Below are 19090 nucleotides of genomic sequence, written 5' to 3' on the forward strand. Positions count from 1 at the left end.
TACCGGGCCTGAAAGATCCTTGGACTGCCGCGTTGCGGGCGACAGTCGACGAGATCAGATGACGTACTGAGACAACTGGGCGTCGGCCTTCATCAGGGCTTCCAGATTGGCCACGACTTCGTCAGCGGTGACACTCTCGCTCGGGAACAGCACTGCGAAGTTCTGGTTGGCCAGGCTGGCAAACGCAGCGCGATCTTCTTTGGCCACGCCATAGGCAACGGCCACGGCCGTCAGGGCCTCGCCCTCGCCGACGGCAACGTCTGCCGAGAACTCGTCCATCATCGCCGTGACCATGGCCTTGCCGCCGTAGGTCAACGTGCCACTTGTCGAGCAGCCGTTGGTGCCCGAGGTCATGCCAAACGTGTTGTTACCCGAGGTGCCATTGGTCGTGCTGGCGAGGAAGTGATAGACGATGCCTGAATTGCCCTGGAACAACATGTTCCCCCAGCCGCAGTTCGGTCCGCCGGGGGCTTCTGCAAATGCTGCGGAAGAGGATGCAACGAGAAGGATGCCGGTCAGAAGCTTTTTCATTTTTGAATCTCCCATGGTGTTTGATCAAAACGGTGGACGGTTTCGGAGTCCAATGCGATGCTAAGCCCCCGCTCGCCGAACGGCAATCGCTTTCTTGAGCTGGTCGATCTTTTTATTGACGAGGTCGGGCACACAAAAAAGGCTGCCTTGCGGGCAGCCTCCTGTGTTGCCGCTAAAACACTCAATGCCCGCCGCCATCCAGCGCCTTGACGGCCTGCACCATGGCAACCATGACCTTCTGGGCGTCGCCATAGACCATGTTGGTGTTGTCCTGGAAGAACAGTTCGTTCTCCACGCCCGAATAGCCCTTGCCCTGACCGCGCTTGACGACGTAGACCTGTTTGGCCATGTCGACGTTGAGGATGGGCATGCCGTAAATCGGGCTGGACTTGTTGGTCCGAGCCGCCGGGTTCACGGTGTCATTGGCCCCGATGACGATGGCCACGTCGGCCTCCTTGAACTCGCCGTTGATGTCTTCCATGTCGTAGATGATGTCGTACGGCACACCGGCTTCGGCGAGCAGCACGTTCATGTGACCGGGCATGCGGCCCGCCACCGGATGGATGGCGAACTTCACGTCCACATCGTTGGCCTGCAGAATCTTCACGAACTCGAAGAGCTTGTGCTGCGCCTGCGCCACCGCCAGGCCGTAGCCGGGCGCGATGATCACCTTGGACGCGTAGCGCATGTTGATGCCCGCGTCGCCGGCTTCCACCGGTTTCATGCTGCCCTTGATCTCGCCTTGCTCTTCGTCGCCGCTGGCGCCGAAGTTGGAGAACAGCACGTTGCTCACCGAGCGGTTCATGGCCTTGGCCATCAACAGCGTCAATAGCGTACCGGCCGAGCCCACCACCATGCCCGCCACCATCAGCGCCGGGTTGCCGATCACGTAGCCTTCAAAGCCCACGGCCAGACCGGTGAGGGCGTTGAACAGCGAAATCACCACCGGCATGTCGGCGCCGCCGATGGGCATGGCCATCATCACGCCGTAGACCAGCGCCAGGATGAAGAACACGGCGATGGCGTAGAGCGGGATCTGCCCGCCTGCGATCACCGCCCAGGCGCCGATGGCGACCATGGTCAGCACGATCAGGCCATTGACGGCCTGCAGGCCCTTGAAGCGCCAGACGCCGTTGATGCGGCCGTCCAGCTTGCCCCAGGCGATCAGTGAGCCCGACAGCGCGACCGCGCCGATGGCGCCGCCGAGCACCGCCATGATGAGGATGATGTTGCCGTGCGCCTTGTAGCCGAACAGCTCGATGGCGGCGATGGCCGCTGCCGCGCCGCCGCCCATGCCGTTGTAGAGCGCGACCATCTGCGGCATGGCGGTCATCTCGACCTTCTTGCCGCTACGCCACGCCCAGCCCAGGCCCAACACCAGCGCGATCACCACGAGGATGACGTTGACGGTGAGGTGCGGCTTTACATCAGGCGATACGTTGAACACATAGAGGAAGCTGACGGCCACCGCCAGCACCATGCCCCAGCCCGCGACGACGATGCCGGAGCGCGCCGTGACCGGCGACGACATGCGCTTCAGGCCGTAGATGAACAGCAGCGTGGCGAGCACGAAGCTCGCATTGATGATCCACGAGATGCTCATGACTTAGCCCTTCTTCTTGTCGGACGGCTTGAACATTTCAAGCATGCGTTCGGTCACCACATAACCGCCGGCGGCGTTGGCCGCACCCAGAATCACGCCGAAAAAGCCCAGCGCCTGCTCGATGACCGAGCTGGCGTTGATGAGCATGTACATGGCCCCGACCACGACGATGCCGTGGATGAAGTTGGAGCCCGACATCAGCGGCGTGTGCAGAATCGACGGCACGCGGCCGATGATTTCGTAGCCGGTGAACGCGGCCAGCATGAAGATATAAAGGGCGACGAAGCCCGTGATGACAATGGTGGCATCCATGACGTGTGCTCCCTTAATTACGCTGCGTCAACGGCCTTGGCGGCCGCTTCGTTCTTGATCTCGCCGCCGTGCGTGAGGCAGGCCTTGGCGAGGACTTCGTCTTCCCAGTTCACCGCCAGCACGCCTTCCTTGACCATCAACTCCACTAGGTTGAACTGGTTTTTGGCATACAGCTCGGAGGCATGCTCGCCCAGCAGTGACGGCACATTGAGCGGCGCGACGATGGTGGTCTGACCGACGGTGACGGTTTCGCCCGGCTGGGTGTACTCGGTGTTGCCGCCGCCTTCGGCTGCGAGGTCGATGATCACGCTGCCGCCCTTCATGCCGTCGACCTGCGCCTTGGAGATCAGCTTCGGCGAGGGGCGCCCCGGAATGGCGGCGGTGGTGATGATGATGTCGGCCGCCTGGATGTGCTTGGTCACCACGGCGGCGATCTTGTCCTTCTCTTCGGTGGTCAACTCACGGGCGTAACCGCCTTCACCGCGGGCATCCACGCCGGTGTCGATGAACTTGGCGCCCAGGGATTCAACCTGCTCTTTCACTTCGGGGCGCACGTCGTAGCCTTCCACCTTGGCGCCGATGCGGCGTGCGGTGGCGATGGCTGACAAACCGGCAACGCCCACACCCATCACCAGCACGGTGCCGGGGCGGATGGAGCCGGTGGCGAAGGTGGTCATGGGCATCATGCGGGCGATGCTGGTGGCGCCGAGCAGGGCGCCGTAGTAGCCGGCCAGCGCGGCCTGCGACGACAGCGCGTCCATAGCCTGGGCGCGGGTGATGCGCGGCACCAGCTCCATCGCGAAACAGGTGATGTTCTTGTCACGCAGCTTTTTGACCAGCTCGATTTCCTTGTGGGCATAGATAAAGGAAATGAGGATGGCGCCGTCCTTCATCGCGTCAACGGCCTCAAGCGACGGCGGCTGCACCGCCAACACAATGTCGGCATCGCTCACCAGACCCTGAGGGTTGGCGGCAAAGTGCACGTTCTTGAAGGCCGAATCCGGCAGCTTGACCGCGTCACCGGCGCCGGTCTGAACCGCCAGCGTGGCGCCCAGCTTGGTGAGCTTGTCGGCCACCACGGGCACGAGGGCGACGCGTCGCTCGTTTGCGCGCGTTTCCTTGAGGACGGCGATCTTGAATGCCATGGAGCTTCCCTGTAATTGAAATACGGTCTCCGCGGGCACAAAAAGACGTTGCCTGCCCGGTGAGGGGCGGCAGTTTAACGGGGATTTCGCCCAAATGAACACTAAATGACCGCGAATGCGTTGGCGTCGCGGTCGGCGAGACGTCCTCAGGCCAGGCGATAGCGGTTGGCGCGGCCGAAGGTGCCGGTGTCGTTGAAACGGACGCCCATCTCGCGCATCACCTTGTGGGCTGCCGGTGCGGTCCACTGGCGGATGTAGAAGGGTTCCTTCACCACAAAGTGATGAATCGCGTGGGTGACGCCGAAGTTGAAGCAGAACAGCTGGAAAGGCATCAGCCACCACGGGTTGAGCACCTGCGTCTGCTGCAGGATGTTGCCGTCTTCCACATCGCCGTAGTAATGCATGTTGCTGCTGACGAAGTGCAGGCAGAAGGTGCGCAGAAAGCTGGGCAGCATCCACACCACGGCCAGAAAGTTCAGCCCATTCACCACCGACTGCGCGGTGCCCGAAAGCTGCAGGGGGCTGCCGATGAGCATTGCAATGCCCGCGACGGCCCAATAGGCGAGAAAGCTGTGCCAGACCAGGTAATAAAGATTGCCGAGCGGGAAGTAGGCCAGGCGCTGTTCCCAGGCCATCGCTTTGAACGCCGCGTGGTTCTCCGGCTTCTTGCTCGCAATGTAGGCGCGCACCATGCGGAAGGTCTCCTTCGGTCGCAGGTAGACGGCGAGCATGTTGTCGCCGGTCATGATCAGGCGTTTCAGGCCCCAGCGCTCGCCGTTGGTGATACCGCGCTCCTCAAGATCGGTTTCGGTGCCCGAATGCTTGTGGTGGTGCAGGTGCAGGTCGCGGCGAACGAAGGGGCTCACGGTGCTCGGGCGGGCGATCCAGCCCAGCCACAGCATCAGCTTGTTGGCCCAGGGCGTGTTGCGGAAGTACATCAGGTGGATCAGGTCGTGTTCCAGCTCGTGGATGAACGAAGCGAAGATCGCCACCACCGGAATGCACAGCCACCACGCGATCAGGCCGTGGTAGTACAGCGTCGCCGTGCCGATCATGCCGGCCAGCGAGACCGCCATGATGGTCGCGCCGATGGCGTCCTGGTGTTTCTTCAGCCAGGGGTGGCGGGCGCGCAACTCGTCGCCAGCCTGCAGGATGACCTTCTTGATGTGGGCGACTTTTTCAGCATCGCTCAGGGTGACGGACATGGGCAGAGACCTCGTTATAGTGACCTCGCCCATCATCCGAGACCGGCCCGCCGGCCACCATGACCCATCCTGCCAATCTCTTGGCCATTAGCGCCAGATGAGCGCCTCGACGCTCGGCAGTTGGGGCCGCGCCGTCCGCCGTGCCTTGCGAGAGACCGGCTGCGATGCCGAGGCGCTGATCCGCGAGGCGGGGCTGGACCCCGCAGCGCTTGACGATCCCCAGGCGCGCTATCCGGTCGCTGCCTCAAGGCGGCTGTGGGCGCTGTCGGTGGCGGCGACCGGCGACGAGGCCTTTGGCATCACCGCGGCGCGGCATGCCGAGTTCACGCATTTTCACGCGCTGGGCGTGGCGGTGATGGCGAGCCTGAGCCTGCGCGATGCCTTCGAGCGCTGCGCCCGGTATCTGGCCGTGGTCTCCGATGCTGCGAGTCTGCACCTCGAAGATGTGCCCGATGCGCTTGTGGTCACCATCGCGCCTGCCGCGGGCGAAGCCGCGCCTTCGCCTGAGGCCATCGACGCCTACGCCACGATCTTCATGCGGCTCAGCCGCGGCTTGCTGGGGCGCAGCTTCAATCCTCAGGCACTGAGGTTGCAACGCCCCGAACCGCGCAACGCCGAACCCTGGCTGCGCATGTTCCGCAGCCCGGTGCATTTTGCGGCCGAGCACAATCAATTGATCCTGCCGGCCGAGCGTGTCGACCGCCCGCTGGAAAGCGCCAGCCCCGAGCTCGCCGCCGCCAACGAAGCCATCGCCCAGCGCCTGCTCGCCGCGCGTGAACAGTCGGACTGGGGACAGCGCGTGCAGCGCCTGCTGGCCGAGCGCCTGCCCCAGGGCGATCCCGGCGAGGCGGCTATCGCCGAGGCCCTGCACCTGTCACTGCGCAGCCTGCAGCGCAAGCTCGCCGAGCAGGGCACGCGCTACGGCGAGTTGTTGCAACAGACGCGCGAGGCGCTGGCGCGGCAGTACCTCGCCGAGGGGCGGCATTCGGTCAGCGAGATCGCTTATCTGCTGGGCTTTGGCGATGCCAGCAGTTTTACCCGCGCCTTCAAGCGCTGGACCGGGACGGCGCCGAGTCAGTGGCGTTGAATACCTGGCAGGCAGCCTCGAACAGCCAAGCGTGCCGACTGGCGAGTCGGTCGAGATCACGGTCGTAGCCGCCACCGATCACGCAGGCGGTGGGGATGTGGCGCGCCCGGCAGGCGCCGATCACGGCGAGGTCACGCGCCAATAGCCCGGCGTCACTCAGGCTGAGATGACCGAGACGGTCGTCGGCATGGACGTCAACGCCCGCGTCGTACAGCACCAGGTCGGGCATCACGCTGTCGAGCAGCCACGGCAGCACGCTGTTCAGTTCGTGCAGATAGCCGCTGTCGTCGAGTCCGCGCGGCAGGGCGATATCCAGATCGGAGCGCTGCTTGCGTGCCGGAAAGTTGTCGCCGCAATGCATGGAAAAGGTGAAGGCGCGGGGTTCATCGGCGAGCAGTGCGGCCGTTCCATCGCCCTGATGCACGTCGAGATCAATGATCAGCACCTTGTGGCGCCCAAGATGATCAAGGGCATGCCGTGCCGCCACCACAAGGTCGTTGAGCAGACAGTAGCCGCTGCCGAAGTCGTGATGGGCGTGGTGGGTGCCTCCGGCCGCATTGCAGGCCAGCCCGTGCTGCAACGCCAGCGCCACGGTGGCGAGCGTGCCGCCGGTTTCCAGCCGGCAGCGCTGAAACAGCGCCGGCGTGCAGTCAAAGCCGATGCGGCGCTGGGCGCGTGCATCGAGCGTTCCCGTGGCCAAATGACGCAGGTAGTCCGGGTCATGCACGGCCGACAACGTGCTCATGTCGGCATGCAGCGGGCATACCGTCGCCATGCCGCGCGCCGCCAACCACCGCCCCACCGCCGCGAACTTGCCCATCGGGAAGGCGTGCCCCGGCGGCTGGGGAATACTGTAATCGGGGTGCCACACCACGGGGATCACCATGGCATCAGGGTGTCGTCAGGCACAAAAAAACCCTCCGCGTGGAGGGCTTTTCGGGTGCACCGGTACGGCACTCAGATTTCTTCCATCTCGAAATCGGCCTTGGCGGCACCGCAGTCCGGGCAGGTCCAGCTTTCGGGCACGTCTTCCCAACGGGTGCCGGCGGGAATGCCCTCGTCGGGCACGCCCACAGCCTCGTCGTACACCCAGTCACAAATTACGCAACGCCATTTACGCATCGTTGATTGTCCAAAAAGAGCTTGATCCAAGGCATGCGCCGAGCACGCCAGGCGCGTTAGTTTAAGCGGTCTGCGCCGAATATTTTGCGATGACCTGTTCTTTGATCGACGGTTTGATGTTGGCCTTGCGCATGTCGCCGCCATGTTGCGCGATGACGCGCGGGTTCATCAGGCGGAACCACAGCGGCGGAATGTAGGCCACGACGATCATCGCCGCGTAGCCCGACGGCAGTGACGGAACCCCGTCGAAGTTGCGCAGGGTCTGGTAGCTGCGTGTCGGGTTGGCGTGGTGATCAGAGTGCCGTTGCAGATGGTAAAGCAGCACGTTGGTGACCGTGTGGTTGGAGTTCCACGAGTGATGCGGCTGGCAGCGCTCGTAGCTGCCATCGTCCTTGCGTTCGCGCTTGAGGCCGTAGTGCTCAAGGTAATTCACCACCTCGAGCAGGCTGCCGCCAAAGACGGCTGCGACGAGCATGAAGGGCAGGACCACCCAGCCCAGCCAGGCGACCATGACACCCCAGATCACAGCGGTCATTGCCCAAGTCTGCAGATTGTGGTTTTGCCAGTGCCAGACGGACTTTCCCTGGCGGGCGAGACGCTGCTTCTCGAGTACCCAACCCGACTGGATTGAGCCCGCCACGCAGCGCGGAAAGAAGGCGTAGAAGCTTTCGCCAAAGCGTGAGGATGCCGGGTCCTCGGGTGTGGCAACGCGCACGTGGTGACCGCGGTTGTGCTCGACAAAGAAATGCCCGTACGCGCCCGGTGCCAGTACGAACTTGGCGAGTGTCTGCTCAAGCTTGGAGGGTTGATGCCCCAGCTCATGACCAATGTTGATCGCCAGCCCGCAAACCAGTCCGGCCGAAAGGGTTGCGCCCAGCCAGCCATACCAGGGCAGCTCGGTGCTGGCCACGAACCAGCCCATGGTGACCCAGGTGAACAGATACGTCGGAATGGCTGCGAACAGCGCCCAGCGGTAGTAGCCGTCCTGCGCGAGTTGGGTGATGGCGCTTTCAGGCGGATTGGCCGTGTCTTCGCCGACCAAACGGTCCATGAGTGGAATCAGCCCGTAGAGAATGACCATGGGCAGCCACAGCCATGCCGCGCCGCCGAATGTTGACCAAAGCGCAACGCCGAGTAGCGGCAGCAAAACGATCACCGCACCCAGCGGCCACAGGGCACGCTTTTGATCGCGCCACTCGGCCGCAGAAAGAGAATTTGATGACATCAGGCGCCTCGCGTATTGACCAATCGTTCTATTAATGTGACTTTGAGGTCGATCACTGTCAAGCGGCGCATCATGGGCGCTGTTGTCTGGAGCAAGAGGCGAGCGCGGGCACAAAAAAACCGGGTGCGCCACTGGGGCACACCCGGTCAGTGCAGGCCGGCAGGAAGGGGGGTGCCGGACTGGTGGAGAGCCGTTGCAGCCGGTGTGGAGGGGGAAATCACGACCGGTTGCGAGACGACAATTGCATCCTGTCATGCCCATGTGAAGGCAGGGGCGGGGTCGCGATCAGTGGGCGCCGCAGACGGACGGGCGGTGAGCAATCGGCGACCAAGCTTAATTATCCGCTTATCCGGATAAGAGGATAAAATACGCGTTTGCTTACGTTTGGATGGACATGAAACCCTCACCCCGCAGTGCTGAACTCTTCGCCGCCGCCGAGCGCCGCATCCTGACGCTGGACGGCGCCATGGGCACCATGATTCAGCGCCACAAGCTGTCCGAAGCGGACTACCGCGGCGAGCGTTTTGCCGATTGGGAGCACGACCTGCAGGGCAACAATGACCTGCTGGTGCTGACCCAGCCCGACATCATTCGCGACATTCATCGCGAATACCTTGAAGCGGGCGCTGACCTGATCGAGACCAACACCTTCAATGCGCAGGTCATTTCAATGGCCGACTACCACATGGAGTCGCTGAGCTATGAGATGAACGTCGCGGCGGCGACGCTGGCGCGCGAGGCGGCCGAATCGGTGAGCACGCCCCAGCGACCCCGCTTCGTCGTGGGGTCAATTGGGCCGACCAACCGCACCGCCAGCATCAGCCCCGACGTCAATGACCCGGGCAAGCGCAATGTGACGTTCCAGCAATTGGTGGATGCCTATCTGGAGCAGGCGCGCGCGCTTGCCGAAGGCGGTGTCGACCTGTTCCTGATTGAAACCATTTTCGACACGCTTAACGCCAAAGCGGCGATCTTCGCCTGTGAAACCTTCTTTGAGGAATGCGGCGTTCGGTACCCGGTGATCATCTCCGGGACCATTACCGACGCCTCGGGCCGTACGCTCTCGGGCCAGGTCACCGAAGCGTTCTGGGCGTCGGTCCGACATGCCCAGCCGTTCGCGGTGGGGCTCAACTGTGCGCTGGGCGGCAAGGACATGCGCCCTTACATCGCCGAGTTGTCACGCCTCGCCGACTGCCGCATCTCGTGCTACCCCAATGCCGGGTTGCCGAATGCGTTTGGTGAGTACGACGAGCGCCCGGACGAGACCGCCGCCATCATTCGTGGCTTTGCTGAAGACGGCCTCGTCAATGTTGTCGGCGGCTGCTGCGGCACCTCGCCCGAGCACATCGCCGCCATTGCCCAAGCCGTCGAGGGCATCACCCCGCGTGTCCCGGTAGAGCACGTGCCGGTGATGCGTCTGTCCGGGCTGGAGCCGCTGAACGTCACGCCGGAGCTGGGCTTTGTCAACGTCGGTGAGCGCACCAACGTCACCGGCTCGGCGGCGTTCCGCAAACTGATCAAGGAAGGCGATTACACCGCCGCGCTGACCGTCGCCCGCCAGCAGGTGGAGGCCGGCGCGCAGGTGATCGACGTCAACATGGACGAGGGCATGCTCGACGGCGTCGAGGCCATGCAGACCTTCCTCAAGCTCATCGCCTCGGAACCCGATATTTCGCGGGTGCCGGTGATGATCGACAGCTCCAAGTGGGCGGTCATCGAAGCCGGTCTGCAATGCGTGCAGGGCAAGCCCATCGTCAATTCAATCTCGATGAAGGAAGGCGTCGAGCCCTTCCTGGAGCAGGCGCGGCTGTGTCGCCGTTACGGCGCCGCAGTGGTGGTGATGGCCTTTGATGAAGAAGGCCAGGCCGACACCCTGGAGCGCCGCAAGGTCATTTGCCGCCGCGCTTATGACCTGCTGGTGGACGAGGTCGGCTTCCCGCCCGAAGACATCATCTTTGACCCCAACGTGTTTGCGGTGGCGACCGGTATCGAGGCGCACAACCGCTACGGGCTCGACTTCATTGAGGCCACCGGCTGGATTCGCGAGAACCTGCCGCACTGCCATATTTCCGGCGGCGTCTCCAATGTGAGCTTCAGCTTCCGTGGCAACAACCTGGTGCGCGAGGCGATTCACAGCGTGTTTCTGTACCACGCGATTCAGCGCGGCATGGACTTCGGCATCGTCAACGCCGGCGTGCTGCCGGTGTATTCCGATCTGCCGGCCGAGCTGCGCGACGGCATCGAAGACGTGATTCTGTTCCGCCGCGAGGATGCGGGTGAGCGCCTGCTGGACATCGCCACCCGCTTTCAGGGCGGCGGTGCGGGCGCCAAGCAAACCATGGACGAGTCCTGGCGCGAACTGCCGGTGGGTGAGCGCATCACCCACGCGCTGGTCAAGGGCATTGACGCCCATGTCGAGTCCGACACCGAGGAGCTGCGCGCCGAGATTGCCGCGCGCGGCGGTCGGCCGATTGAGGTCATCGAAGGCCCGCTGATGGGCGGCATGAACGTGGTCGGTGACCTGTTCGGCGCCGGCAAGATGTTTTTGCCGCAGGTGGTCAAATCGGCGCGCGTGATGAAGAAGGCTGTGGCCTACCTGATTCCGTTCATCGAGGCCGAGAAAAAGCCCGGCGATGTCGCGCAGGCCAAGGGCAAGATCCTCATGGCCACCGTCAAGGGCGACGTCCACGACATCGGCAAGAACATCGTCGGCGTGGTGCTTCAGTGCAACAACTATGACGTGGTCGACATGGGCGTCATGGTGCCGGGGCAAAAGATTCTCGACGCCGCGCGCGAGCACAAGGCCGACATCATTGGTTTGTCCGGTCTGATCACGCCGAGTCTTGACGAGATGGTGAACCTCGCCAAGGAAATGCAGCGTCAGGGCTTCACCATTCCGCTGCTGATCGGCGGTGCCACCACCTCGCGCGCGCACACCGCCGTGAAGATCGACAAGGCTTACGACGGCGCGGTGATCTGGGTGAAGGATGCCTCACGTTCGGTGCCGGTGGCCGCCGCGCTGTTGTCGGCCGAGCAGAAGCCCAAGCTGCTGGCCGACACCCAGGCCGAGTACGACCAGATTCGCGAGCGCCACGGCAACAAGGACCGCCAGCAAAAGTTCGTGCCGCTGGCCGCCGCGCGCGCCAACCGCACGCCGATCACTTGGGAAGGCTATGTGCCGCCGCGTCCGCGCATGCTGGTGCAGCAGGCCAAGGATGTGTGTGAGGGCCCGGGCTGCGACCACCATCACGCGCTGGCGACGCAGTTCGTGAAAACCTTCACCGACTACCCGCTGGCCGAGCTGCGCGATTACATCGACTGGCAGCCGTTCTTTATCGGCTGGGAGATGAAGGGCCGGTTCCCCGATCTGCTCAACAACCCGGCCTCGGGCGAGACCGCGCGCAAGCTATTTGCCGACGCCAACGCCATGCTGGACCAGATCATTGCTGAGAAGTGGATCAGTGCCAACGGGGTGATCGGCCTGTTTCCGGCCAACCAGGTTGGGGATGATGACGTTGAGATTTATGCCGACGAAACCCGCGAGACGGTGAAGGCGCGCCTGCTCAACCTCCGTCAGCAGTCCGAGCATCGCGCCGGCGTGCCGCACCGCAGCCTCGCGGATTTCGTGGCGCCCAAGACCAGTGGCCTGCGGGATTATGTGGGTGGCTTTGCCGTCACCACCGGCATGGGTGCTGATGAGCGGGTCAAGGCGTTCAAGGCCGCCAACGACGATTACAACGCCATCCTGCTGGAATCCTTGGCCGACCGGTTGGCCGAGGCCTTTGCCGAGCGTCTGCATCAGCGGGTGCGCAAGGAGTTCTGGGGGTATCAGCCCGATGAGCACCTCGATAACGCGGCGCTGATTGACGAAAAGTATCTTGGCATCCGTCCCGCGCCGGGTTACGCCGCCTGCCCCGAACACACCGAGAAATCGACGCTTTGGCAATTGCTGGATGTCGAGAACAATACCGGCATCCAGCTCACCGAGAGCATGGCGATGTGGCCCGGCGCCAGCGTCTCCGGCTGGTACTACGCGCACCCTGATGCGCAGTACTTCGTGGTTGGCCGCGTCAACCGTGAGCAGGTCGAGGACTACGCGCGCCGCAAGGGATGGACGCTTCCCGAGGCCGAGAAATGGTTGGCGCCGAATCTGGGTTACGAGCCCGAGGATTAGTCCGGCAAGGGTTGGGCGGGATGGAGGTGCGTGTTAGGGTCTTTTCAACAACAACGGAAAGCGCCCGCCGCGCCCCGGTGATTGCGGCGCTCCCCAAGTTCAGGGAGAAGTGCAGTGCAGAACCAGATTCAAACCCGCGCCGTGGGGCCGTTCCCGCGCGTCAACCCCCCCGTTTTCATCACGTCGGCCACGGTCGTGCTGGTGTTCGTGTCGCTGGGGATTTTCTTCAAGGTGCCCACCGAGGCCGTCTTCGGCGCGGTGCAGGCCTTTATCACCGAATACCTCGGTTGGTACTACATGCTGGCGGCCAGTATTTTCGTCGGCTTTGTGTTGTGGCTGCTGATGTCGCGCTACGGCGACGTGCGCCTCGGCGACCCTCACGAGAAGCCCGAGTACGGCTACTTCGCCTGGTTTGCGATGTTGTTCTCGGCGGGTATGGGCATTGGCCTGCTGTTCTGGAGCATCGCCGAGCCGATGTACCACTACATCACCCCGCCGTTCGCGGTGGAGGGCGAAACACCGCGTTCGGCCGAGGTGGCGCTGCGCACGACCTTCTTCCATTGGGGTCTGCACGCTTGGGCGATCTACGTGATCGTCGGGCTTGCGCTGTCGTACTTCGCTTACCGGCACAAGCTGCCGCTGGCAATTCGTTCGGCGTTTTATCCGCTGTTGGGCGACCGAATTTATGGCTGGCCCGGGCACATCATCGACATCACCGCCGTTTTCGGCACGCTGTTCGGGGTGGCGACGTCGCTGGGTCTGGGGGTGCAGCAGATCAACGCCGGGTTGACCTATCTCGTTGATGCGCCGCAGAGCGTGATGCTGCAGATCGGGTTGATTGCATTCATCACCGCCATTGCCACGGGTTCGGTGGTGATGGGGCTCAACAAGGGCGTGAAGATACTGTCCACGGTGAATGTCTGGTTGGCATTGGGGCTGATCGCAGCGGTTCTGGTGCTGGGGCCCACGGTGTACATCCTCAACACCTTCGTCGAAACCACGGGCCGCTACCTGCAGAATCTGGTGGTGATGAGCTTCTGGACCGACACGGTGGGCAACACCGGCTGGGCCGGCAGCTGGACGATTTTCTACTGGGGCTGGTGGATGGCGTGGGCGCCATTCGTGGGCATGTTCATCGCGCGCATTTCGCGCGGGCGCACCATCCGCGAATTCACCTTGGGCGTGCTGTTCGTGCCGACATTGGTGACCTTCCTGTGGCTGTCGGTCATGGGCGGCACGGCGATGTTCCACGAACTCGTTGGCGAGGGCGGTATTGCCGCCGCAGTGCAGAACGACCTCACCACGGCCCTCTACGTCACGCTGGACCGGCTGCCGTTGTCAGGCCTCACCGCAACGGTGGCGACCCTGGTCATCGTCACCTTCTTCGTCACCTCATCAGACTCCGGCTCGCTGGTCATCGACATGCTGACGGCTGGCGGTGACCTCGATCCGCCGCGCATCCAGCGTGTGTTCTGGGCGGTGGCCGAAGGTCTGGTGGCCACAGCCCTACTGCTGAGCGGGGGCTTGCAGGCACTGCAAACGGCATCAATCGCGACCGGACTGCTGTTCTCGGTGGTGATGTTGCTGATGATCGTGTCGTTGCTCAAAGCCTTCAGGGGCGAGCCGATTACCCCGACCGTGCGTGAACGCGAGCCCGATGCCCCCAAGGAAACCTTTGGGGATGTCGATCATCCGCGAGGTGCTGACTGACCCGATATCAGCCGGGGGAGAAGAACAATGAAAAAAGGGTTCAAGGTCGTCATTGCGGCCGCGGCATCGTGCGCGCTGGTTGGACCAGTGATGGCCGACGAGCCCGTAGAGGGCATCAACGTTGGCGGTGCCGTGCGGTTCCAGTACAGCTTCGAGGATTACCAGCCCGCCAACCGTGAGCGGGTCGGTGATCTGGATTTCGACACCTTCCGGATCAATCTGGATGGCACGGTGGGCGACGTGATCCTGTCGGCCGAGCTTCGCTACTACCAATACATGCAGGTGATTCACCACGCCTGGGTGGGCTATGACTTCAGTACGGCATGGCGTGGCCAGTTGGGCGTGACCAAGGTGCCGTTCGGGCATCAACCGTTCAATTCAAACTCTTACTTTTTCAGCATGCTCTATTACGTGGGGCTGGAGGACGACTACGACTTGGGCGGCGTGCTGCACGGCAAGCTCGATGCGCTGGACGTGCAGTTGGGTCTGTTCAAGAACGACGAACAGGGCGGTATCGACGGCTTCGTCAATGACCGCACCGAGCGTTACTCCTACGACATTCTCGGACTTCGCAGCACAGGCGACGGCACCTTCGACGCACCCGCGCAGGAGATCGCCGAGAGCAACACTGCCGCGCTGCGCGTGGCTTGGGAGGGCGCGCTAGGTCCGATTGACGCCTCACTGGGCGTCTCAGCGCTTTATGGTGACCTGGTGGACGCCGATGACAGCATCGGTACGCAGCGTGCCGGTGCGGTTCATGTGGGCGCCAAAGTTGACCGCTGGACCCTGATGCTGCAGTCCACCCGCTATGACCACCGCACCGACGTTGACGCAGATCGACTGGTGGTGGGCGCGTATGCCTTCTTCGACAGCATTCCGGCTGCGGCGACGGTACACACCGCCAATCTCGCCTACGCGCTGCCGGTGCAGTGGGGGCCAGTGACGGCGGTGACGGTCTACAACGACCACAGCCAGATGGTCGCCAAGCGCGGTGTTGGCGGGCGCACGTGGATGAACACGCTGGGCATGTCGGTTGCGGCCGGCGGGCTGGTGACCTATTTTGATCTGGTGACGGCCCGCAACCAGCCGTTCATCGGCGGTTCGCTGGGCGACGCCGCTGAAGACACCCACACCCGCTTCAACATCAATGTGGGCTATTACTTCTGAGAAAGAGCAAACGTCGTTGAGTTTGAGGCGCCATGGGCGGCAAGATGTTTGATGTCCTTGGCGTCCGCGGGGGCGTCGCCTTAACCGCTTTGATGCGATTCGTGCTCGTCTGATGCCGTCGGTACCGCGCCACCCTCAATGAACAGCGTCCGCGTCGGGTACGCGAACTCTATGCCCGCTGTCTTGAAGCGCCGCACCAGTCCGAGGTTGATGGCCTGCTGGGCATCCATGGAGGCGTTGAAGTCGGGCAGGGTCATCCAATAGACCACCTCGAAGTCGAGTGACGAGTCGCCAAAGTTGAAGAAATGTGCCCGATCAAAGCGCGTGTTGGCGGTGACATCGACCAGCTCGCGCACCATTCCCGGAATCGCCTCCAACTGATCGGCAGTGGTTTGGTAGAGCACGCCAAACTTAAACACGATGCGCCGCTCATACATGCGCTTGTAATTGCGGATGCGCGTTTTCAGGAGGTCCGAATTGGCGATCACGATCTGTTCGCCGGAGAGCGAGCGGACTCGGGTGGTCTTGAGCCCCACGTGCTCGATGGTGCCGGACATGTCATCCACGACCACGAAGTCACCGATCACGAACGGCTTGTCGACGACGATGGACAGTGACGCGAACAGATCGCCCAAGATATTTTGCAGCGCCAGTGCCACCGCAATGCCCCCCACACCGAGGCCGGCGACCAATGCTGTGACGTCCACGCCGAGGTTGTCGAGCATCAACAGCGCCACCACCGACCAAAGCACCATTCGCCCGACGAAGCCCACGGCAGCGAGGCTGGTGGCCGAGGCGGCGTCTTGGGCCAGCGCACGCTTCTGATGGCGATCGAGCCAAAAGCGCATGCTCGCATTGAGCCAGAGGCCCAGTTGCAGGAAGGCGGCGACGGTGGCGGTGACGGTAAAGAAGGTGCCGACCCGATCGGGCATTTCGAGATAGCGGGTGCCTGCGAACAGCGTCAAGCCAAGGATCAGCCATTGACGGGTTGATCGGGCGACGTAAACCACCGCGTCATCCAGCGCGCTGCTGGTGTCTCGGCTGATCGTCGCAACTTTATGAATGATCACCCATTTGAGGAGACCGATCACGACATTGATGCTCAGGGCGAGCCCAAGCGCCAAAAGCCAGTCGCGCAGGGTGTTGTCAAAAATGACGCTGGTCAATGACATGAGAAACTGTCGGCATGCTGGAAAGAGGCCGCGTGTTTATCGCGTTCCTTCAGCGTTCGCAAGAAAAGGCGTCGAGTGGATGCCGCGATGGAGACCCGTATGACGCAGGATGCTGCCGTGGAAAGGCTTGAGATCAAGGTCGCTTATCTGGAAGCGTCGCTGCAGGCTCTCAACGAGGCGTTGATTGACCAGCAGACGCGCATCGACCAACTTGAGCGCTTGACCCAGGCGCTGCTGGAGCGACTGCGGCGGGACGAAGCGGGCGGCACGCTGCCTGCGAGCCAGCAGCATGAGCCGCCGCCGCACTACTGAAGGGTCTCACGCGCTTTAGGCGTCGGCCGTGGGTCGGGTACAAAGCCGAAGTGCGCCGCCATATCGTCGCGATCAACCCGGTGGACCGGTAACAGGGTGCCGCACGGCGTGCGGAAACTGAGCGCAGTGAGCGCACCGCTGGTCACTTTCAGGGCGTCGTCCAGGTCATCGTCGGCGACTGGACGGTCCCCTGCGGCGAGCCGCGCCAGTGCCCAGTCCAGGTCTCGGCTGTCGACCAACCCGGGGCCCGCGTCGGTGAGCAGGGCAAGTGCTCCGTACTCATCAATTGCGGCACCTTTGATGCTGGCGACCGGGCGTTGGCAGTGGTTGATCAGTTCACCGGCTCCCGTGACACGCAGAACCCACGGCAGGTAGGCGAGTGTCACGAAGGCCTGCTGCCAGCCATTTTTTACAAACCAGCGGCCGCCGTCGTCGCATTGATAATGTCGTTGCAAGTGCTCGACCAGGCTGGTGCGGCTGATCGGTTCGCCGCGAATCAACCATTGACCGCGTTCGTCCAGGCTCAGATACCCATAGACCTCGGGGGACTCGGGCCAGGCGCGTGGCGCCGGGCTCATTCGTCGAAGGCCTCGTCAGGCGCGCGGCGGATGCCGTCAAGCTTGCGCTGAAGCGCTGCCGCGACGCTGGCCTCAAGCTGCTTCTGCTGCTTGCTGCGGCCATGCCTGATTCGCTGTTCGGCGGCGTCGAGCGTGTGCCGTTTACGGTCGCGCAGCTTGCGAGCTTTGTTGAGGTTGATCAGGTCGGCCAAAGCATCTCTCCTTTACGTCCCGTCAATACGCGGTCGATCCGAGGATAATCGTTGCTAGACAAACTATCAGTGTTCGCGTAGCGTGCGTCGGGCAGTGGCTTCAAGCAGTGTTATCCATCGGGTGTCTTGGGTTGTTTTCAGCCCCTCCGGTGCCCGTGATGCGTTCCTTGATCGCTAGCAACCCCGAGGGCGGTTTTGCCCCATTTTTTGATTGTTTCAACGTTATAGGAATGTTTTCATGAGCACCGCAACAATTGGCACCGTGAAGTGGTTTAACGACGCGAAAGGCTTTGGCTTCATCACCCCGTCAGAAGGCGGCGAAGACCTCTTCGCGCACTTCAAAGAGATCCAGGGCACGGGTTTCAAGACCCTCGCCGAAGGTCAGAAGGTCGAGTACAAAGCGGTCCGCGGCCCCAAGGGCATGCAGGCCACGCAGATCCGTCCGCTCTAAAGCGACGTCTGTGACTAAAAACCGCAGCTTCGGCTGCGGTTTTTTTTGCCCGTTTGACGCGAAGAAGCCGGTTGCAATGCGCGTCCGCCGACATCCCTGTCTTCGGTCCGCCAGTTAAGGGGTCGCGGAAGGTGCCCGGCGATTCCGGCATTTGACGGGTTGACCTATCGCGCATGATGACCGGCGGGCGCCGCCGCACGATGGAAGGCTCAATTGTGGTTGACAACGATTCGCATTTGTTTTCTTATATGGCCATGATCATATGCGTCTGCAAACGCTTGTCCTGCCGCGACGTCAATGCCGCCGTTGACAACGGCGCGCGCACGTGGGCGGAGCTGCGTTCGGAGCTGGGCATCGCGTCGACCTGCGGTCGCTGCGCCTGCGAGGCCAGGGCCGTTATGCGGCAACGCCTGCAGGGGCATTCCGCTGCGGCGTCGGTGATGCCGTCGTTGGCCACGGGCGCTGCGGTCACCAGCTTTCCGGAATGCGCCTGAGAATGACACTCGTTAATATTAAAAACCAATAAAAACAATTGCTTAGTTGCATATTGGCGGTTATAGTGCGGTCTTGAATCTACCGGAGACCGCCATGCGCGCCGACTCGAAAGTTATCGATTTTCTCAATCAGGCTCTGAAAAACGAGTTGACCGCGATCAACCAGTATTTCCTGCATGCCCGCATGCTGGACAACTGGGGTCTGCGCAAGCTCGGCAAGTACGAGTATCACGAGTCCATCGACGAGATGAAGCATGCGGACAAGCTGATCACCCGCATCCTGTTCCTAGAAGGCCTGCCCAACCTGCAGGACCTTGGCAAGATTTACATCGGCGAAGACGTTGAAGAGGTTCTGGCCTGTGACTTGCGCCTCGAGATGGAAGCCTTGGTCCTGCTCAAGGACGCGATTGTTCACTGTGAAGAGGTGTGCGACTTTGCCTCGCGTGAGCTGTTTGTCGCCATTCTCGAGTCAGAGGAGGAGCACATCGACTTCATCGAAGAGCAACTCAAGATCATCGAGCTGGTGGGTGTGCAGAACTACTGTCAGAGCCAGTCCGAGCCGCCCTCCGCCGATTGAGTGGGCACACCCAAAAAAGGCCATCGCAAGATGG

At 62.5% G+C, this 19090-nt stretch carries 19 protein-coding genes; 8 read left to right on the forward strand and 11 right to left on the reverse strand.

Going from position 1 to position 19090, the window contains the following annotated elements; all coding sequences use genetic code 11:
* Nucleotides 1–54: 54 nt before the first annotated feature.
* The 5 genes from U741_RS0105150 to U741_RS0105170 all read right to left on the reverse strand — a co-directional run bounded on the left by U741_RS0105150 (nucleotide 55) and on the right by U741_RS0105170 (nucleotide 4796).
* Nucleotides 55–531, reverse strand: coding sequence for a DUF3015 domain-containing protein (locus U741_RS0105150; RefSeq protein ID WP_029889419.1), 477 nt, complete (start codon nucleotides 529–531; stop codon nucleotides 55–57).
* A 181-nt stretch (nucleotides 532–712) separates the two neighbouring features.
* On the reverse strand, nucleotides 713–2134 hold the full coding sequence (locus U741_RS0105155; RefSeq protein ID WP_029889420.1) for an NAD(P)(+) transhydrogenase (Re/Si-specific) subunit beta: 1422 nt from the start codon (nucleotides 2132–2134) through the stop codon (nucleotides 713–715).
* A gap of 3 nt (nucleotides 2135–2137) precedes the next feature.
* Nucleotides 2138–2446, reverse strand: coding sequence for an NAD(P) transhydrogenase subunit alpha part 2 (locus U741_RS0105160; protein WP_029889421.1), 309 nt, complete (start codon nucleotides 2444–2446; stop codon nucleotides 2138–2140).
* Between the two features lie 17 nt (nucleotides 2447–2463).
* The gene (locus U741_RS0105165; protein WP_029889422.1) at nucleotides 2464–3591 is read right to left on the reverse strand and encodes an NAD(P) transhydrogenase subunit alpha; all 1128 of its coding nucleotides are present in this window, start codon (nucleotides 3589–3591) and stop codon (nucleotides 2464–2466) included.
* 146 nt (nucleotides 3592–3737) lie between these two features.
* The gene (locus U741_RS0105170) at nucleotides 3738–4796 is read right to left on the reverse strand and encodes a fatty acid desaturase (RefSeq protein WP_029889423.1); all 1059 of its coding nucleotides are present in this window, start codon (nucleotides 4794–4796) and stop codon (nucleotides 3738–3740) included.
* A gap of 97 nt (nucleotides 4797–4893) precedes the next feature.
* Here U741_RS0105170 and U741_RS0105175 point away from each other — a divergent pair, with 97 nt between their 5' ends.
* Nucleotides 4894–5883 (forward strand): AraC family transcriptional regulator, encoded by a 990-nt coding sequence (locus U741_RS0105175; protein ID WP_029889424.1) that lies wholly within the window; start codon nucleotides 4894–4896, stop codon nucleotides 5881–5883.
* Here the strand turns inward: U741_RS0105175 and U741_RS0105180 are convergent.
* The 3 genes from U741_RS0105180 to U741_RS0105190 all read right to left on the reverse strand — a co-directional run bounded on the left by U741_RS0105180 (nucleotide 5843) and on the right by U741_RS0105190 (nucleotide 8230).
* A complete protein-coding gene (locus tag U741_RS0105180; RefSeq protein WP_029889425.1) occupies nucleotides 5843–6769 on the reverse strand; it encodes a histone deacetylase family protein in 927 nt (308 codons plus the stop codon). The two genes, U741_RS0105175 and U741_RS0105180, sit on opposite strands and share 41 nt — an antisense overlap.
* Before the next feature lie 71 nt (nucleotides 6770–6840).
* The gene (locus U741_RS0105185) at nucleotides 6841–7005 is read right to left on the reverse strand and encodes a rubredoxin (protein WP_029889426.1); all 165 of its coding nucleotides are present in this window, start codon (nucleotides 7003–7005) and stop codon (nucleotides 6841–6843) included.
* Nucleotides 7006–7066: 61 nt separating this feature from the next.
* Complete coding sequence (locus tag U741_RS0105190; protein WP_029889427.1) at nucleotides 7067–8230, reverse strand: alkane 1-monooxygenase; 1164 nt, start codon at nucleotides 8228–8230, stop codon at nucleotides 7067–7069.
* Between the two features lie 394 nt (nucleotides 8231–8624).
* Here U741_RS0105190 and metH point away from each other — a divergent pair, with 394 nt between their 5' ends.
* The 3 genes from metH to U741_RS0105205 all read left to right on the forward strand — a co-directional run bounded on the left by metH (nucleotide 8625) and on the right by U741_RS0105205 (nucleotide 15281).
* Nucleotides 8625–12404: a methionine synthase gene (gene metH, locus U741_RS0105195; RefSeq protein WP_152551500.1), complete on the forward strand. Its 3780-nt coding sequence runs from the start codon at nucleotides 8625–8627 to the stop codon at nucleotides 12402–12404.
* Nucleotides 12405–12518: 114 nt separating this feature from the next.
* Nucleotides 12519–14114, forward strand: coding sequence for a BCCT family transporter (locus U741_RS0105200; protein WP_029889429.1), 1596 nt, complete (start codon nucleotides 12519–12521; stop codon nucleotides 14112–14114).
* Nucleotides 14115–14141: 27 nt separating this feature from the next.
* Nucleotides 14142–15281 (forward strand): putative porin, encoded by a 1140-nt coding sequence (locus U741_RS0105205; protein WP_052378512.1) that lies wholly within the window; start codon nucleotides 14142–14144, stop codon nucleotides 15279–15281.
* A gap of 80 nt (nucleotides 15282–15361) precedes the next feature.
* Here the strand turns inward: U741_RS0105205 and U741_RS0105210 are convergent, their stop codons facing one another.
* The gene (locus U741_RS0105210; RefSeq protein ID WP_029889431.1) at nucleotides 15362–16453 is read right to left on the reverse strand and encodes a mechanosensitive ion channel family protein; all 1092 of its coding nucleotides are present in this window, start codon (nucleotides 16451–16453) and stop codon (nucleotides 15362–15364) included.
* 99 nt (nucleotides 16454–16552) lie between these two features.
* Here U741_RS0105210 and U741_RS0105215 point away from each other — a divergent pair, with 99 nt between their 5' ends.
* Nucleotides 16553–16765, forward strand: coding sequence for a SlyX family protein (locus U741_RS0105215; RefSeq protein ID WP_029889432.1), 213 nt, complete (start codon nucleotides 16553–16555; stop codon nucleotides 16763–16765).
* Here the strand turns inward: U741_RS0105215 and U741_RS0105220 are convergent.
* Together U741_RS0105220 and U741_RS0105225 are read right to left on the reverse strand one after the other, a co-directional pair.
* Complete coding sequence (locus U741_RS0105220) at nucleotides 16759–17343, reverse strand: DUF2946 family protein (RefSeq protein WP_029889433.1); 585 nt, start codon at nucleotides 17341–17343, stop codon at nucleotides 16759–16761. The two genes, U741_RS0105215 and U741_RS0105220, sit on opposite strands and share 7 nt — an antisense overlap.
* On the reverse strand, nucleotides 17340–17534 hold the full coding sequence (locus U741_RS0105225) for a DUF4169 family protein (protein ID WP_029889434.1): 195 nt from the start codon (nucleotides 17532–17534) through the stop codon (nucleotides 17340–17342). The genes U741_RS0105220 and U741_RS0105225 overlap by 4 nt, the downstream gene beginning before the upstream one ends.
* Nucleotides 17535–17772: 238 nt before the next feature.
* Between U741_RS0105225 and U741_RS0105230 the strand changes: the two genes are divergently transcribed.
* The 3 genes from U741_RS0105230 to bfr all read left to right on the forward strand — a co-directional run bounded on the left by U741_RS0105230 (nucleotide 17773) and on the right by bfr (nucleotide 19056).
* Complete coding sequence (locus U741_RS0105230) at nucleotides 17773–17985, forward strand: cold-shock protein (protein WP_029889435.1); 213 nt, start codon at nucleotides 17773–17775, stop codon at nucleotides 17983–17985.
* A gap of 173 nt (nucleotides 17986–18158) precedes the next feature.
* The gene (locus U741_RS17685) at nucleotides 18159–18479 is read left to right on the forward strand and encodes a (2Fe-2S)-binding protein (RefSeq protein ID WP_052378513.1); all 321 of its coding nucleotides are present in this window, start codon (nucleotides 18159–18161) and stop codon (nucleotides 18477–18479) included.
* A gap of 94 nt (nucleotides 18480–18573) precedes the next feature.
* Complete coding sequence (gene bfr / locus U741_RS0105240; protein WP_029889436.1) at nucleotides 18574–19056, forward strand: bacterioferritin; 483 nt, start codon at nucleotides 18574–18576, stop codon at nucleotides 19054–19056.
* Nucleotides 19057–19090: the final 34 nt, after the last annotated feature.

The organism is Polycyclovorans algicola TG408, assembly GCF_000711245.1.
In the GTDB taxonomy this organism is placed as follows: domain Bacteria; phylum Pseudomonadota; class Gammaproteobacteria; order Nevskiales; family Nevskiaceae; genus Polycyclovorans; species Polycyclovorans algicola.

Bases quoted from the DNA above. Each gene is read 5' to 3' on its own strand.
- U741_RS0105150 (WP_029889419.1), bottom strand. From the start codon at position 531: ATGAAAAAGCTTCTGACCGGCATCCTTCTCGTTGCATCCTCTTCCGCA.
- U741_RS0105155 (WP_029889420.1), bottom strand. From the start codon at position 2,134: ATGAGCATCTCGTGGATCATCAATGCGAGCTTCGTGCTCGCCACGCTG.
- U741_RS0105160 (WP_029889421.1), bottom strand. From the start codon at position 2,446: ATGGATGCCACCATTGTCATCACGGGCTTCGTCGCCCTTTATATCTTC.
- U741_RS0105165 (WP_029889422.1), bottom strand. From the start codon at position 3,591: ATGGCATTCAAGATCGCCGTCCTCAAGGAAACGCGCGCAAACGAGCGA.
- U741_RS0105170 (WP_029889423.1), bottom strand. From the start codon at position 4,796: ATGTCCGTCACCCTGAGCGATGCTGAAAAAGTCGCCCACATCAAGAAG.
- U741_RS0105175 (WP_029889424.1), top strand. From the start codon at position 4,894: ATGAGCGCCTCGACGCTCGGCAGTTGGGGCCGCGCCGTCCGCCGTGCC.
- U741_RS0105180 (WP_029889425.1), bottom strand. From the start codon at position 6,769: ATGGTGATCCCCGTGGTGTGGCACCCCGATTACAGTATTCCCCAGCCG.
- U741_RS0105185 (WP_029889426.1), bottom strand. From the start codon at position 7,005: ATGCGTAAATGGCGTTGCGTAATTTGTGACTGGGTGTACGACGAGGCT.
- U741_RS0105190 (WP_029889427.1), bottom strand. From the start codon at position 8,230: ATGTCATCAAATTCTCTTTCTGCGGCCGAGTGGCGCGATCAAAAGCGT.
- metH (WP_152551500.1), top strand. From the start codon at position 8,625: ATGAAACCCTCACCCCGCAGTGCTGAACTCTTCGCCGCCGCCGAGCGC.
- U741_RS0105205 (WP_052378512.1), top strand. From the start codon at position 14,142: ATGAAAAAAGGGTTCAAGGTCGTCATTGCGGCCGCGGCATCGTGCGCG.
- U741_RS0105210 (WP_029889431.1), bottom strand. From the start codon at position 16,453: ATGTCATTGACCAGCGTCATTTTTGACAACACCCTGCGCGACTGGCTT.
- U741_RS0105215 (WP_029889432.1), top strand. From the start codon at position 16,553: ATGACGCAGGATGCTGCCGTGGAAAGGCTTGAGATCAAGGTCGCTTAT.
- U741_RS0105220 (WP_029889433.1), bottom strand. From the start codon at position 17,343: ATGAGCCCGGCGCCACGCGCCTGGCCCGAGTCCCCCGAGGTCTATGGG.
- U741_RS0105230 (WP_029889435.1), top strand. From the start codon at position 17,773: ATGAGCACCGCAACAATTGGCACCGTGAAGTGGTTTAACGACGCGAAA.
- U741_RS17685 (WP_052378513.1), top strand. From the start codon at position 18,159: ATGATGACCGGCGGGCGCCGCCGCACGATGGAAGGCTCAATTGTGGTT.
- bfr (WP_029889436.1), top strand. From the start codon at position 18,574: ATGCGCGCCGACTCGAAAGTTATCGATTTTCTCAATCAGGCTCTGAAA.